This is a genomic window from Gaiella occulta (assembly GCF_003351045.1).
Taxonomy (GTDB): domain Bacteria; phylum Actinomycetota; class Thermoleophilia; order Gaiellales; family Gaiellaceae; genus Gaiella; species Gaiella occulta.
Window position 1 is genome coordinate 197,676 of record NZ_QQZY01000001.1, and the last position, 14,440, is coordinate 212,115.

Annotated in this window: 17 protein-coding genes; 12 read left to right on the plus strand and 5 right to left on the minus strand. The window is 71.6% G+C overall.

From position 1 onward, the window contains the following. Positions 1–49 precede the first annotated feature (49 nt). Complete coding sequence (locus Gocc_RS00935) at positions 50–709, plus strand: hypothetical protein (RefSeq protein WP_114794662.1); 660 nt, start codon at positions 50–52, stop codon at positions 707–709. An 84-nt stretch (positions 710–793) separates the two neighbouring features. On the opposite strand, the gene proC is transcribed toward Gocc_RS00935, so the two are convergent. Continuing rightward, positions 794–1,624 carry a pyrroline-5-carboxylate reductase gene (gene proC / locus Gocc_RS00940; RefSeq protein WP_114794663.1) on the minus strand — a complete coding sequence of 277 codons (831 nt, stop codon included), beginning with the start codon at positions 1,622–1,624 and terminating at the stop codon, positions 794–796. Between the two features lie 131 nt (positions 1,625–1,755). Between proC and Gocc_RS00945 the strand changes: the two genes are divergently transcribed. From Gocc_RS00945 to Gocc_RS00975, 7 genes are all read left to right on the plus strand, one after another. Then, positions 1,756–2,373: a class I SAM-dependent methyltransferase gene (locus tag Gocc_RS00945; protein WP_181813269.1), complete on the plus strand. Its 618-nt coding sequence runs from the start codon at positions 1,756–1,758 to the stop codon at positions 2,371–2,373. Further along, positions 2,370–3,704 (plus strand): O-antigen ligase family protein, encoded by a 1,335-nt coding sequence (locus Gocc_RS00950; RefSeq protein WP_114794665.1) that lies wholly within the window; start codon positions 2,370–2,372, stop codon positions 3,702–3,704. The genes Gocc_RS00945 and Gocc_RS00950 overlap by 4 nt, the downstream gene beginning before the upstream one ends. Further along, complete coding sequence (locus Gocc_RS00955) at positions 3,701–3,973, plus strand: hypothetical protein (RefSeq protein WP_114794666.1); 273 nt, start codon at positions 3,701–3,703, stop codon at positions 3,971–3,973. The genes Gocc_RS00950 and Gocc_RS00955 overlap by 4 nt, the downstream gene beginning before the upstream one ends. Positions 3,974–4,039: 66 nt before the next feature. Beyond that, the gene (locus Gocc_RS00960) at positions 4,040–4,273 is read left to right on the plus strand and encodes a hypothetical protein (RefSeq protein ID WP_114794667.1); all 234 of its coding nucleotides are present in this window, start codon (positions 4,040–4,042) and stop codon (positions 4,271–4,273) included. Between the two features lie 179 nt (positions 4,274–4,452). Continuing rightward, positions 4,453–6,300, plus strand: coding sequence for a 2-oxoacid:acceptor oxidoreductase subunit alpha (locus tag Gocc_RS00965; RefSeq protein ID WP_114794668.1), 1,848 nt, complete (start codon positions 4,453–4,455; stop codon positions 6,298–6,300). After that, positions 6,297–7,301: a 2-oxoacid:ferredoxin oxidoreductase subunit beta gene (locus Gocc_RS00970; RefSeq protein ID WP_114794669.1), complete on the plus strand. Its 1,005-nt coding sequence runs from the start codon at positions 6,297–6,299 to the stop codon at positions 7,299–7,301. Before Gocc_RS00965 ends, Gocc_RS00970 begins: the two co-directional genes overlap by 4 nt. Before the next feature lie 71 nt (positions 7,302–7,372). Further along, entirely contained in the window at positions 7,373–7,669 is a 297-nt protein-coding gene (locus Gocc_RS00975) for a putative quinol monooxygenase (protein WP_114794670.1), read from the plus strand. 11 nt (positions 7,670–7,680) lie between these two features. On the opposite strand, the gene Gocc_RS00980 is transcribed toward Gocc_RS00975, so the two are convergent. The 4 genes from Gocc_RS00980 to Gocc_RS15880 all read right to left on the minus strand — a co-directional run bounded on the left by Gocc_RS00980 (position 7,681) and on the right by Gocc_RS15880 (position 10,561). Beyond that, entirely contained in the window at positions 7,681–7,998 is a 318-nt protein-coding gene (locus Gocc_RS00980; RefSeq protein WP_114794671.1) for a hypothetical protein, read from the minus strand. Positions 7,999–8,097: 99 nt separating this feature from the next. After that, positions 8,098–9,336 carry an MFS transporter gene (locus Gocc_RS00985; protein WP_181813270.1) on the minus strand — a complete coding sequence of 413 codons (1,239 nt, stop codon included), beginning with the start codon at positions 9,334–9,336 and terminating at the stop codon, positions 8,098–8,100. Next, positions 9,333–9,773, minus strand: a complete 441-nt coding sequence (locus Gocc_RS00990) for a MarR family winged helix-turn-helix transcriptional regulator (protein WP_114794673.1) — start codon at positions 9,771–9,773, stop codon at positions 9,333–9,335. The genes Gocc_RS00985 and Gocc_RS00990 overlap by 4 nt, the downstream gene beginning before the upstream one ends. 86 nt (positions 9,774–9,859) lie before the next feature. Continuing rightward, complete coding sequence (locus Gocc_RS15880; RefSeq protein ID WP_181813271.1) at positions 9,860–10,561, minus strand: response regulator transcription factor; 702 nt, start codon at positions 10,559–10,561, stop codon at positions 9,860–9,862. Between the two features lie 156 nt (positions 10,562–10,717). Between Gocc_RS15880 and Gocc_RS01000 the strand changes: the two genes are divergently transcribed. The 4 genes from Gocc_RS01000 (at position 10,718) to pstS (ending at position 14,436) form a co-directional block, all read left to right on the plus strand. Then, positions 10,718–11,647, plus strand: coding sequence for a sensor histidine kinase (locus Gocc_RS01000; RefSeq protein WP_114794674.1), 930 nt, complete (start codon positions 10,718–10,720; stop codon positions 11,645–11,647). A 183-nt stretch (positions 11,648–11,830) separates the two neighbouring features. Beyond that, complete coding sequence (gene pstB, locus Gocc_RS01005; RefSeq protein ID WP_245904867.1) at positions 11,831–12,583, plus strand: phosphate ABC transporter ATP-binding protein PstB; 753 nt, start codon at positions 11,831–11,833, stop codon at positions 12,581–12,583. Beyond that, complete coding sequence (gene phoU / locus Gocc_RS01010) at positions 12,583–13,248, plus strand: phosphate signaling complex protein PhoU (RefSeq protein ID WP_114794676.1); 666 nt, start codon at positions 12,583–12,585, stop codon at positions 13,246–13,248. Before pstB ends, phoU begins: the two co-directional genes overlap by 1 nt. A 138-nt stretch (positions 13,249–13,386) precedes the next feature. Beyond that, positions 13,387–14,436 (plus strand): phosphate ABC transporter substrate-binding protein PstS, encoded by a 1,050-nt coding sequence (gene pstS, locus Gocc_RS01015; RefSeq protein ID WP_181813272.1) that lies wholly within the window; start codon positions 13,387–13,389, stop codon positions 14,434–14,436. Positions 14,437–14,440 lie beyond the last annotated feature (4 nt).

A 14,440-nucleotide genomic window follows, 5' to 3' on the forward strand; every position in this document is an offset into this window, starting at 1 on the left:
ATATCGTTGATTGACCGGTCGATCAACGGTGGGCGGCGATACTGCAGCGATGGACTGGAACGCGCACCAGACGTGGGCGGAGGCGGAGCACGCGACCCGCTCGACGCGGCCGCTCGCCGACGGCGAACGCGAGGACTTCCATCTTGCCGCCGTCGCCGGCGCCTCCTGGGCCGCCGGTCTCGCCGCGCTCATGCGCGGCGCCGCAGACGAGGGGGCGGCATTGCTTCGCCGCGCGGCCGCCGAGTATCGCGTCAGCTGGGAGGCGGCTCCGCCGGGGAGCTGGGGCCGGCCGATCGCGGCTCTGCGCTGCCGGCTGCTGGCAGGGGACGTGCGCGGCGCCGCGGAGGACGGCCGGCTCACGCTCGAGGCCGGCGCCGCGTCGGCCGACGGGCCGATCGCGGCGTATGCGACGGTGCTCGCCCTGCTCGCGCTGGGACGCGACGAGGAGGCGCTCGCGCCCGCGCGTGGGCTCGTGGGGCGCGACGACTTCGTCGAGCCGGTGGCCGATGCGCTCGTCGCGCTCGCCGCAGGCGACGAGCCTGCCTACGACCGGGCCGTGCGGCAGGTGCTGCTCTCGTTCGAGGCGCGCGACGCGTTCCTGGAGCACACGCCTGTCGCGGATACCGTGCTCGTGCTCGATGCGCTTGCCCGCAGCCGGGGCTTCGCGACGGCGCCGCTCACCTCGCCGCTGCTTCCGGCTGCGGGCTGACAGCGACGCTCCCGTATGTGACGATTGCGACCGGAGGCCGGCGGGCGGCGCCGGCCTCCCGCCGCTGCGAGTGGACGATCCGGGCTAGCTCGAGGCGTCGCCCGCGGCCAGCTCGCGTGAGCGCACCATCGCTGCCTGGATCGCGTTGAGGAACGCGGCGCGGACGCCCGCGATCTCGAGCTCGCGGATCGCGGCGATCGTGGTGCCCCCGGGCGAGGTGACCATCTCGCGCAGCTCGACCGGGTGCATCTTGCGGTCGCGCATCTGCTTCGCGGTGCCGAGCATCGTCTGGACGACGAGCTGTGTCGAGATCTCGCGCGAGAGTCCGAGGAGCAGGCCCGCTTCGATCATCGCCTCGGCGAGGAGCGCGAAGTACGCGGGGCCGGATCCGGACACGGCGGTGACCGCGTCCATCAGCTTCTCGGGTACGCGCACGACGGCACCGAGGTGTGCGAGCGCCTCCTCGGCCAGGGTGACGTGCGCGTCGCCGGCGTGCGCGCCCGCGCACAGCCCGGCGACGCCCTCGTGGACGACGGAGGGCGTGTTCGGCATCGCGCGCACGACCGGCACGCCGGGGGCGAGAAAGCTTTCGATCCTCGCGGTCGGGATCGCCGCGGCGACGGACAGCACCGTCTGCTCGTCGGTGATGACCGGGCCGATCTCGCCGAGGAGGGCCGCGATGTCCTGGGGCTTGACGGCGATGACGACGAGCGCGGCGCCCGCGGCGGCCTCGGCGTTGGAGAGCGTCGCGACGACGTCGTGGCGGGCCGCGAGCTCGGCGACCCGCTCCGCCCGGCGGCTCGACACGACGATGTCGGACGGGTCGCGCCAGCCGGAGGAGAGCAGGCCCGAGACGAGCGCCTCTCCGATCTTCCCCGCGCCCAGGACCGCGATGCGCCGCTCGTCGACTGCCATGCGCGGAGTCTATGCGGCGCGTCGAGAGCGCATGCGGGCAAGGCGGCCCGCATCGCCTCCGAATCATATCGTGCCAAAGCACACAAGTAGGGATGCGGCGCGCTGCCTCCCCACTCGCTACCGTCGGCCGCATGAAGGTCGTCGATGCCGTCTCGCTGCGTTCCCGCCGTCGCAAGCTGCGACTCTTCCTCGACGAGATGCGCCCGACGCCGGAGACGACCGTGCTCGACGTCGGCGCCGACGAGGTCGGCTTCGGCGGCGAGGGGGGTGAATCCGGCTGTTCCACGCACAACTTCTTCGAGGAGCACTATCCGTGGCCCGGGCAGATAACGGCGCTCGGTCTCCATGACGGCGTGCGTTTCCGCGAGCGCCATCCCGCGATCGCCTACGTGCGGGGCGATGCCTGCGCCCTCCCGTTCCCCGACGGCAGCTTCGACGTCGTGTTCTCGAACGCCGTCATCGAGCACGTCGGTGCGCGCGTGCGGCAGCAGGCGTTCGTCGAGGAGGCGGTCAGGGTCGGGCGCCGCGTCTTCATCACGACGCCGAACCGCCGCTTCCCGCTCGAGCTGCACACGCGGCTGCCGCTCGTGCACTGGTTGCCGGACGGAGCTGCCCATCGCGCCTACGATCTGGCCGGCAAGGGCTGGGCGAAGGAGAACCACCTGCTCGGCCCGGACGATCTGCGCTCGCTCTTCCCCGTGCCGGTCAGGATCGTCAACCTCGGCATGACCCTGGTCGCGATCACGTGACACGGTCGCTGCCGCGGATCGCGCTCGTCGCCTTCGTCGTCGGGCTCGCGCTCCACAACCTCGCGATGGCGGAGCTGTGGCAGCTCGGCGTGCGCGGGCCGGCGCTCGACGTGGTGGCGGCGTGGAAGGACGTGCTGCTCGTCGCCGCCGTCGCCGCAGCCCTGTGGGGATCCCGCTCGCTGCCGCTGTCGCTGTGGGCCGACCGCCTGGCGCTCTCCTTCGCCGGGATCGTCGTTCTCTACTGGCTGCTGCCGCAGTCGTGGCTCGGCGGCGGCGCGACGCCGCGTGGCGAGCTCTTCGCCCTCCGTCACGACCTGTTGCCCGTCGGCGCCTATGTCCTCGGGCGCCTGCTCGTGATCTCGTCGCACGAATGGCGGCGCGTCGCCGTCGCGCTCGTCGGCACGGCGGTGGCGGTCACGCTCTGGGGGCTGGTCGACGTCTATCTCGTGCCCTTGCAGTGGTGGCGCGACTCCGGTGTGCCGGGGTGGTTCGAGGAGCAGCTCGGGCTCGCCTACAGGGGGCTCTCGGGGCTCCCGGAGAACTGGGTGCTGAACACGGGCGACGAGCAGAACCCGATCCGGCGGCTCGTCTCCGCATTCCTCAGCCCGCTTGCGAGCGCCTACCTGCTCGTCGTCGTGCTGCTCTACCTCGTCGCCCGGCGGGCGACCCGCTGGACCGTGGCGGCGTCCGGCATCGCCTACGCGGGGCTCCTGTGGACGCACACGCGCGCCGCCTACCTCGCGCTCGCCGCCGGCCTCGTCGTGCTCGCCGCCGTCCGCCGCCGCTGGATACCGCTCATCCTCGCGGCGGCATCGCTCGGCGCCGGCGTCGGCTTCGTGAAGGCCTTTCCTCACATCGGCCCGTCGACGAGCTACACGCAGGCGGAGCTCGAGATCCTGCGCGAGCAAGGGCGTGCGAACCCGGACGTCGGCACGGATCCGCTCGGCGGCAGCGACGCCTCGACGGCCAGCCATCTGCGGAACCTGCGCGACGGGGTCGAGGCGGTCGTCCGCCACCCCCAGGGCTACGGGCTCGGCAACGCCGGCGTGAACGCGTCTCGCACGGGAGTCCCACCGGTCGCCGGCGAGTCGACGTACACCGAGATCGGTGTCGACACCGGTCTCGCCGGGGCCGCAGCCTTCGTCGCCTGGATGCTGGCGGTGCTCGCCGCGCTGCGGCGGCGCTCGGCGTGGATGACGGCGGTGTGGGCGGCCGTGCTCACGATCGCGGTGCAGACGGACGTGATCGGCGTGCACTGGATCGCCTACGTCGTGTTCGCGCTCGCGGGCCTCGCGCTCGGGCACGGGCTTCCGGACGAGGAGGGGACGTGAAGGGCCTCGCCGGCCGCATCGGCCACTTCCGGGTCGCCGCCCTGCTCGTCGGCGCAGCCCTCGCGCTCGAGATCGTCCGGTCGCAGGCGCTCGCGCCCGGCTCGCCGTGGCGCGTCGCCTGCACGGTCGGCGAGATCGCGCTCCTGGTCGCGGCGTCCGTCCCCTTCGCTCTCGGCCGCAGGGCCGCCGCCGGCAGGCACGGAAGCCGCGAGCGGCGATCCGGCGCCGACTCCGGCGGAGAGGACGACCCGCCGTCGAGCCGCCCGTAGCACGTGCGACCCGGAAGGTGGCAGGGAGCCCTCGCATCGTCGGCGAGAGACATGGAGAATGCCGCCATGGGCAAGGGATATGCAGAAGGGCCGGCGGCCGAGGAGGCAGAGCGGCGCCTCGAGGAGCTCGCGCAGGGTCCCGCCGCGGCGGCGCCGGAGGAGCGGCCTGCCGTCTACGGCTCGACCGAGGACGACCCGGAGCGCCACTTCCTCGGCTGGCTCGGCGACGTCGACCCGGACGAGCTGTTCGCGTCGGGAGCGGCATGGGGCATCTCGATCGTGCGGCGAGCCCGCACCTGAGCGGTGTGGAGAAGGGGGCGACCGCTCCCTCGCAGCCACGGTCCCCGACGTGTCCGTGCCGTCCTCGTGCCGTCGCCGCGCCGGCGCGGGCGGACCGCTTCGAGCCGCCGCGACGCCCCGCTCCGTCCGGCGGCCCCTCGCTCGGTAACATGACACAGGCCGATGGCTAGAGTGTGCACGTGAGCAAGCCGGTCGAGCAGCTCGATCGCGTCATCATCCGTTTCGCGGGCGATTCCGGCGACGGCATGCAGCTCACCGGCGACCGCTTCACGAGCGAGACCGCCCTGATGGGCAACGACCTCGCCACGTTGCCCGACTTTCCCGCCGAGATCCGCGCGCCCGCAGGCTCGCTGCCCGGCGTCTCGGGCTTCCAGCTGCACTTCGCCGACCACGACATCCTCACGCCCGGCGATCAGCCGAACGTCCTCGTGGCGATGAACCCGGCCGCGCTGAAGGCGAACCTGAAGGACCTGCCCAAGGGGGCAATGGTGATCGTCAACACCGACGCCTTCAACGAGCGCAACCTGCAGAAGGCCCGCTATGCGTCGAACCCGCTCGAGGACGGCTCGCTCGAGGGATTCCACGTCCACGAGGTGGCGCTCACGTCGATGACCGTGGAGGCGCTCAGGGACGTCGACGGCATCACCTCGCGCGAGGCGGAGCGCTCGAAGAACTTCTGCGCGCTCGGCCTCATGTGCTGGCTCTACCACCGCCCCACGGAGGGGACGCTGGCCTTCATCGAGGAGAAGTTCGGCAAGCGCCCCGAGATCGCCGAGGCGAACACGAAGGCGTTCAAGGCGGGCTACAACTACGGCGAGACCTCCGAGGACTTCGCCGTCTCGTACGAGGTCGCACCCGCGAAGCTCGCCCCCGGCCGCTACCGCCAGATCACCGGCAACACCGCTATCGCCTACGGGCTCATCGCCGCTTCGCGTCAGTCGAAGCTGCCGCTCTTCCTCGGCGCCTATCCGATCACGCCCGCGTCGGCGATCCTCGAGGAGCTGGCCCGGCACAAGAGCTTCGGGGTCATCACCTTCCAGGCCGAGGACGAGATCGCCGCCTGCGGCGCGGCGCTGGGGGCCTCCTTCGGAGGCGCGCTCGGCGTCACCACCTCCGCCGGTCCCGGCATCGTGCTCAAGTCCGAGACGGTCGGGCTCGGCGTCATGCTCGAGCTGCCGCTCGTGATCCTCGACATCCAGCGCGCCGGCCCCTCGACCGGCATGCCGACGAAGCCGGAGCAGACCGACCTGCTGATGGTGCTCTACGGCCGCAACGGCGAGAGCCCCGTGCCGGTCGTCGCCGCCTCGAGCCCGGCCCAGTGCTTCCACGCGGCGATCGAGGCGGCGCGCATCGCGCTCAAGTACCGCACGCCGGTGTACCTGCTCTCCGACGCGTCGCTCGCCAACGGCTCCGAGCCGTGGCTCATCCCGGACGTCGACTCGCTACCCGACATCTCCACGCCGTTCGCGACCGCGCCTCGTGAGGGCGACCCCTTCCTCCCCTACAAGCGGGACGCCGCCACGCTCGCGCGGCCGTGGGCGGTGCCCGGCACCGCCGGCCTCGAGCACCGCATCGGCGGCCTCGAGAAGGAGGACGTCACGGGTGCGATCTCGTACGACCCGGACAACCACGACCTCATGATCCGGCTGCGCGCGCAGAAGGTGGCGAACATCGCAGCCGACATCCCGGAGCTCGAGCTGGACGATCCGGACGGCGACGCGCGCACGCTCGTGCTCGGCTGGGGGTCGACATACGGACCGATCGGCGCCGCGGTCCGGCGCGTCCGCCGCGACGGCCGCAAGGTCGCGCGCGCCCACCTGCACCACCTCAACCCCCTCCCGCGCAACACGGGCGACGTGGTGCGCGGCTACGACAAGGTGCTGATCCCGGAGATGAACACGGGCCAGCTGCTGCAGCTCATCCGCGCCCAGTTCCTCGTCGACGCGGTCGGCTACAACCGGGTGCGCGGGCTGCCGTTCCGCTCGAGCGAGCTGGCGGAGGCGATCACCGCGATGGTGGACGCATGACGACGGACGGGAACGGCGCGCCGATCGAGCTGACGGCCAGGGACTTCAAGTCGGACCAGGAGGTGCGCTGGTGCCCGGGCTGCGGCGACTACGCGATCCTGAACGCGGTGCAGGGCTTCATGCCGGAGCTCGGCATCGCGAAGGAGAAGATCGTGTTCGTCTCGGGCATCGGCTGTGCGGCGCGCTTCCCGTACTACATGGAGACGTACGGGATGCATTCGATCCACGGTCGTGCCGCCGCGATCGCGACGGGGCTCGCGACGTCGCGTCCCGACCTGTCGGTGTGGGTGATCGGCGGCGACGGCGACATGCTCTCGATCGGCGGCAACCACCTGATTCACGCGCTGCGGCGCAACGTGAACCTGACGATCCTGATGCTGAACAACCAGATCTACGGGCTCACGAAGGGCCAGTACTCGCCCACCTCCGAGCGCGGCAAGGTGACGAAGTCGACGCCGATGGGCTCTGTCGACCAGCCGTTCAATCCGCTCAGCGTGGCGATCGGCGCCGAGGCGACATTCGTCGCGCGGGCGATCGACACCGACAAGAAGGAGCTTGCGGAGGTGCTGCGCGCCGCCGCCGCCCACCGCGGCGCATCGTTCGTGGAGGTGCTGCAGAACTGCAACATCTACAACGACGGCGCGTTCGACTTCGTCCGCGAGCAGAAGGAGAACCGGCTCTACCTGCGCGCAGGCGAGGAGGTGCGCTGGGGCGACAAGGGCGTCCGCATCGGCGCCGACGGCTCCGCCGAGGTGGTGGACGCCTCCGAGGGCGGGCTGCTCGTTCACGACCCCGGCCACGTCGAGCCGAGCGTCGCCTTCGGGCTCGCGCGGCTCACCTACGGCACGGTCGGCGCCGTCCCGCTCGGCGTCTTCCGCGACGTGCGGCGGCCGGTGTACGACGACTCGGTGGCGGAGCAGATCCGGGCAGCGCAGAAGCAGCGGGGCGAAGGCGATCTCGCGGCGCTCCTGCACGCGGGCGACACCTGGGAGATCGCCTAGCCGGGGGCCGAGCCGGTGCCGTCGCGCCCGCCGTGCGCGCCGGTACGGCGAGGAGTAGGCTGACGCCTGACGTGACCGTCTACACGATCGGCGTGTGGCAGGTGAAGCCCGGCCGCGAGGACGACTTCCTCGCGGCGTGGGACGCGCTCGCGCAGTGGACGATCGACAGCGAGTTCGGGAGCCACGCCACGCTGACGCGCGACCGCGACGACCCGTCGCGGTTCGTCAGCTTCGGCCCATGGCCGAGCGCCGAGCACGTCGAGCGCTGGCGCGCCGATCCGGGCTTCGTGGAGCGCTTCGCCAGGCTCGACGAGGTGCTCGAGCGCTTCGAGCCCGGCACCTACGACGTCGTCGCCCGCATCGGCTAGCCCGGCGCGAGCTATTCGGCGCGCTGCACGTCGACAGAGACGATTGCGCCCGGCCGGATGAACCGCTCGTCGACCTGCGGCCATTCGCCGCGCGTCGCCGCCTGCTCGATGTGCTTCACCATCTCGCGCGCGATCTGCACCGCCGGCTCGCGCCCGTCGGCACGGCCGACGACGATCTCCTCCCCGCCCTGCACCCGCAGCACGACACGGCGGGTGTGGGGCGCGAACGCGCGCGGGAGGACGACCGCTGCCTGCTCGGCCAGAGCTGTGTCAGCGGTGGCCGCCTGCGTCTCCCCGTGCCGGCAGTCGCGGTTCCCGAAGATCGTCATCTGCGGTCTCTCCTCGTGGGCATGCGGGCTAGAGCCGATATCGGCGCGCCGGCCGCACCCGCGCCTCCCTCGTTCGAGTGTGTGCGTCGCGTGCGGCGCTCAGGGTCGGGGCGCGGCGGGCCCGGCCCGCATCCGCGAGGCGGCGGCGAGCGCGGCGAGGCCCGTCGCGCCTGCGATCGAGAGCGCGAGCGCGGTGCCGCCGGCCTCGACGAGCAGGCCGGAGAGCAGCGAGCCGATCGGTGCGAGCCCGACGAACGCGAACAGGTAGAGCGCGATCAGCCGCCCGCGCAGGCGATCGGGGGCCGCGAGCTGCACGAGCGCATTCGCATTGGCCGCGAACAGCGTGAACGAGAAGCCGACCCCGACGAGCAGCACGCCGGCGAGCCACGCCCGCTGCACGGGTGCGAGGGCGAGGAGCAGGAGGCTGAAGCCGATCAGGCCACCCGCGAAGGCGCGCCAGCTCGCGCGCCGGAGCGTCGCGGCGGCGAGCGCGCCGGCGAGGGCGCCGAGGCCGAAGGCGGCCGACAGCAGCCCGAACGTGCGGGCGTCCACGTGCAGCGTGTCGGAGGCGAGAAGGGGCACGAGCGTGTTGAAGTTCAGGCCGACGAGGCCGACGACCGCGACGGTCGCGAGCACCGCCCGGATCTCGCGCTGCCGCCAGGCGAAGCGGAGGCCCTCGCGCGTGCCGGCGAGGACGGTGACCGCCGGCCCGCGGTCGATCCGGTACAGCTCGTCCTCCCGCATCAGCAGGAGCGCGGCGAGGACGGCGAGGAAGCTCGCGGTGTTGACGACGAAGCAGACGCCCGTGCCGGCGGATGCGATCAGCACGCCCGCGAGCGCCGGCCCGATCACCCGCGACGCGTTCAGCAGCCCGGAGTTGAGCGCCACCGCGTTCGGGAGCTCGCGGGGGCCGACCATCTGGAAGGTGAGCGTCTGGCGGCCGGGGGCGTCGAGCACCAGCGTGACCCCGCCGAGCGCTGCGAGAGCGAGGACGACCGGGAGCGTCGCCGTGCCGGTGAGCGTGACGGCCGCGAGCCCGGCCGACACGAGCATCGCCGCGAGCTGAGTCACGAGCACGAGCCTGCGGGTGTCGAGCCGATCGACGATCGAGCCGGCGAACAGGCCGAGCGCGGTGTAGGGCGCGAAGCGGCAGAAGAGCAGCGCAGCGACGGCGAGCGGCGAGCGCGACAGCGACAGCACGAGCCACGCCAGCGCGACGTTCTGCATCCACGAGCCTGCGAGCGAGACGACCTGCCCTGCGAAGAACAGACGGTAGTTGTGGTGGCGGCGCAGGCTCCGGAATGTGCGCGAGCGCAGCGCGAGCGTCACCGTGCTCACGGTGCCTCGACGAGGCGCAGGAGCGGGGGGAGTGCAGCGTCGATCGCCTGCAGCTCGGCCGGCTCCAGTGCCCGCAGCCGCTCGGCCAGCCATGCGGTACGGCGCTCGCGCACGCGACGCAGCAGGCGCTCGCCGGCCGGCGTCACCTCGAGACCGACGCGTCTGCGGTCGACCTCCGAGCGCACGCGGGTGAGCAGGCCGGCGCGCTCGAGCCGGTCGACGTGCCCCGAGAGGGCCGGGGGCGAGATGCCCTCCTCCTCGGCGAGCGCGCGCAGCGTGAGACCGGGGTTGCGCTTGACGAGCCAGAGCAGCGTCACCTGCCGGCCCGTGACGCCGAACTGCTCGGTCTCCTTCCTCAGCTCGCGCGCCAGCCGCAGCAGCACCGGGCGAAGCTCGTTCGCGACGCCGAGCGGCGTTTGCGTAATGGGGCTAATCATTTACCTCATGAACTATAGCCGACACGACCGCCGCTCCACGTCCCGCGGCCGGGCTTCGAGGTCTGCGGCGCGAGCGCCCGCGGCCGCTACGTCTTCTTCGGCTCCGCTTCGAGCTTGTAGCCGACCCCGTAGCGCGTCTGCAGGAACGTGTGCGTCGAGGCGCGGTGGTCGATCTTCTCGCGCAGCTTGCGCACGAACACGTCCACGGTGCGGTCGCGGTGGGAGGCGCGGCGGCCCCACACCCGCTGCAGCAGCTCGTCCCGGGTGAGCACGCGGCCCATGTCGAGCGCGAGCGCGTAGAGGAGCCGGAACTCCGTGGGAGTGAGGTCCGCGCTCATGCCGTCGACGTACGCCTGCACGTTCTTCGTGTCCAGGCGCAGCTCCTCGACGACGATCTCGTCACCCCGCCGTGGATCCTGCGCGCGCGTGCCGCGGCGGGCGGCGGCGCCGACCCGCGCGGTCAGCTCCTTCATCGAGAACGGCTTCACGAGGTAGTCGTCGGCGCCGATCTCGAGCGCGTGCACCCGGTCGTGCTCGGTGCCGCGGGCGGAGACGACGACGATCGGCGTGCCGATGCCCTCGCTGCGTGCCTGCTCGATCACCTTCCAGCCGTCGAGCCCGGGCAGCATCAGGTCGAGCACGCAGACGTCGGGCCGCTCGAAACGGAGGCGGGCGAGGCCGGTCTCGCCGTTGGCGACGCCGACCGCGTCGAACCCGGCGGCCTGCAGGTGGCGCGCCATGCCCTGGGCGATGACGTCGTCGTCCTCGATGATCAGGACTCTCGCCATGCGGAGATCATGGACGGCCTCCGGTCGCACGGGGGCCGTCAACGTGTTACCGGATGGTAACGGAGTGGTGGCGCCGGCTACGCGGCCGGCGCGTCCGTGCCGGTGCTCTCGCCGTGGGCCTTCCACACGCAAGGGGTCTGTTAGAACAGCGTGAGCATGGATCTCGACGCCCGACGTGGCCGCACCCTGGTCGAGGAGAGCCGTGAGGCGGTCGTCGTGCTCGACGACGCCGGTACGGTCGTGCTGGCGAGCCGCAGGGCGCGCCAGTCGATCGAGGGCATCCGCGAAGGCGAGCCGATCCCGGACGGCCTGCTCTCGGGCGAGCGGGGGGTCGTGCCGCTCGTCGTCCCCTACGAGGTCGGGGGGCGCCGCGAGCGGCTCGTCTACCTCAGCCGGGCCGGCGACATGGCCGCGTACGAGGAGCTGCGCACCGGCTTCACGGCCGCCGTCTCGCACGAGCTGCGGACGCCGCTCGCCCGCCTGCTCTCCCTTCTCGAGACGGCGATGCTGCCCGGCGAGGACGTGCATGCGCTCGTCAAGCAGGCCCGCGGCGAGGTCGAGTCGGTGCGCGAGCTAATCGACGAGGTGCTGTTCCTGTCGGAGCTCGAGTCAGGCGGCCGCGTCGTCTCGCTCGGAGCGGTCGCTGTGCGCCCGGAGCTCGACGCCGTAGCGGCGGACATGGAGGAGCGGGCATCCCGCGCAGGTGTCGCCCTGCGCGTCGAGGGCGATCCCGCGATCGAGATCGAGATGCGTCCGCGGATGCTGCGCGTGGTGGCGCAGAACCTGGCCGAGAACGCGATCCGCTACGCGGGGCCGGGTGCCACGTTCACGCTCGCGGTCGAGCGCACGCAGGAAGGGGTGGTGCTGCGGGGGGCCGACGACGGCGTCGGCGTCGACGAGGACGTGCTGTCGCGCCTGTTCGAGCGCTTCTACCGCGCCGATCGCGCCCGCGCCTCCCGAGGCACCGGCCTCGGGCTCGCGATCGTGAAGCACGTCGTCGACCAGGCGGGCGGCTCGGTCGAGGCGCGCGGCGGGCGAGGAGCCGGGCTCGAAGTGCGGTGCCTGCTGCCCGTTCGCGGCGCCTGATTCACCACTCTCTCACCGATCGTTCACCAACCGTGACCCCACGCAGGCGGGGCCGGCCGGGACACTCCGCCCGGGTTGATCACGGTGACGTCTCCGCACATCGACAGCTCCGCGCTCGGTTCGCTCGCGCAGACCTCGCCCCCCGACGGGCGTGGCCGCGAGGTCGTCTTCGACGTCACCGATCTGAACGTCTCGTACGGCGGCAAGCTCGCCCTCAAGGACGTCTCGCTCGAGATCCGGAAGAACTTCGTGACTGCCTTCATCGGCCCGTCCGGCTGCGGCAAGAGCACGTTCATCCGCTGCTTCAACCGCATGAACGACCTCATACCCGGCGCGAAGGTGGACGGCACGATCCTCTACCACGGGCGCGACCTCTACGCCTCGGGCGTCGACCCGGTCGAGGTGCGGCGCCGGATCGGGATGGTGTTCCAGAAGCCGAACCCGTTTCCGAAGTCGATCTACGACAACATCGCCTTCGGCCCCCGTGTGCTCGGGATGAAGAAGGGGCTCGACGACCGTGTCGAGCGCTCCCTCCGCGCGGCGGCCCTCTGGGACGAGGTCAAGGACAGGCTCGAGGACAACGCGCTCGGCCTCTCCGGCGGGCAGCAGCAGCGCCTCTGCATCGCGCGCGCGCTCGCGGTCGAGCCGGACGTGATCCTGATGGACGAGCCCGCCTCGGCCCTCGACCCGATCTCGACCTCGCGCATCGAGGACCTGATCCACGAGCTCAAGAGCGAGTACACGATCGTGATCGTCACGCACAACATGCAGCAAGCGGCGCGCGTGGCCGACATGACCGCGTTCTTCAGCGTCGAGCTGCGCGAGGACCTCGGCGGCCGCCACGGGATCCTCGTCGAGCACGACAAGACCGCGAAGATCTTCACCAACCCATCCGACCGGCGAACCGAGGACTACGTGACGGGGCGCTTCGGCTGATGGCGCGCGTCGAGTACCAGCACAGCCTCGACGCTCTCGAGGCGAGCCTGCAGGAGCAGGGATCGCTCGTCCTCCGCGCACTGCGCGGGGCGGTGAGCGCACTCGAGTCGCAGGACACCGAGCTGTGTGACGAGGTGATCGCGTTCGACGACGAGATCGACACGCGCTACCACCGCATCGAGAAGCTGGTCGAGGAGATCCTCGCGCAGCAGTCCCCCGTCGCCACGGATCTTCGCCTGGTGCTCGCGGTGCTGCACGACTCGATCCACCTCGAGCGCATCGGCGACCAGTGCGTCACGGTCGCGAAGCTGACCAAGCTGGCGAGCGAGCTCGAGCCGCGCCACGATCTGGCCGAGGGCCTGCGGGAGATGGGCGAGCGCGCCGAGGAGATGGTTCGCATCGCCCTCGACTCGTTCGCACAGCGCGACGTCGGGCGCGCGCGCGGGCTGGTCGAGCTCGACGAGCTGATCGACCGGACGAACCGGCGCGTCGCCGACAAGGTGCTCGCGCTGGCGCACGAGCCGGGCTCGCAGGAGTGGGGGATGCGGATGGTCGTCGTCGCCCGCTGCATCGAGCGCGTGGGCGACAACGCCGTCGACATCGGCGAGCAGACGGCCTTCCTCGTGACGGGCGAGTTCCACGAGTTCAGCGACGCGTCCCACTAGCGCCGTTCACCGATGCGTCACCAGTCCGTCACCGCATCCGAGCCCACGAGGAGCGGCGAGGCCGCAAACCTTCCCGGCGAGCCTCCTCGTGCGCGAGGGGGTCGACCGAAATGCGATCGAAGGAAGGGTGGAAGGGCAATGAAGAGAGCACTCGCAGTCGCGCTCGCGCTCGTTGGCGTCGTCGCGACAACCCTCGTCGGCGGGCGAGCCGAAGCCGCCCCCGCGACGACGGCCGGCACGTCGATCACGGGCACAGGCTCGTCGTTCGTGTTCCCGCTCGTCTCGAAATGGATCCCGGAGGTCGACAAGGCGTACGGGATCGCCCTCACGTACTCGCCCACCGGCTCCGGAGCGGGTATCGCGGGCGTCACGGCGCGCACGGTCGACTTCGGCGCATCGGATGCGCCGCTCTCGCCCGACCAGCTCGGCGCCTGCAAGGGCTGCGTCGTGATCCCGTGGGCCCTCTCGGCGACATCGGTGCCGTACAACCTGCCCGGGCTCAACGGTCGTGTGAAGCTCGACGGCGCCACGCTCGCGAACATCTACCTCGGCAAGATCACGAACTGGAACGACGCCGCGATCAAGGCGATCAACCCCGATCTCAGCCTGCCGGACAGGAAGATCACGCCGGTGTATCGCTCCGACGGCTCGGGAACGACCTACAACTTCACGGAGTACCTCTCGTCCGTGAGCTCGGAGTTCAAGAGCAAGGTCGGCGTCAACACGAGCGTCAGCTGGCCTACGGGCATCGGCGCGCGCGGCAGCTCCGGCGTCGCCGGGGTCGTGCAGAAGACCGAGGGCGCCATCACGTACGTCGACGTCGCCTACTCGCTCAAGAACAAGCTCCAGTTCGCGCTGATCAGGAACCGCGCCGGCAGGTACGCGACCCCGGGACTCCGCGGCATCAAGGCCGCCCTTTCGCGGCTGCCGAACAAGGTCACCTCCCTCGACCAGCTCAGGATCGTCGATCCGCCGAGATCGGCCGGGCCGCTCGCCTACCCGATCGTCACCTTCACGTACGTGATCGTGCCGACCAGCTCGCCGAAGGCCGCCGACCTGCGCAGGCTCGTCTACTGGGCGGTGACGCGAGGCCAGAAGTTCGGCCCGCCCCTGCTGTTCCAGCCGCTGCCGCAGCCCGTGCAGGCGTTCGCCTTCCGCGAGATCAGGAAGATCCGGGCGTCGACGTAGGCGC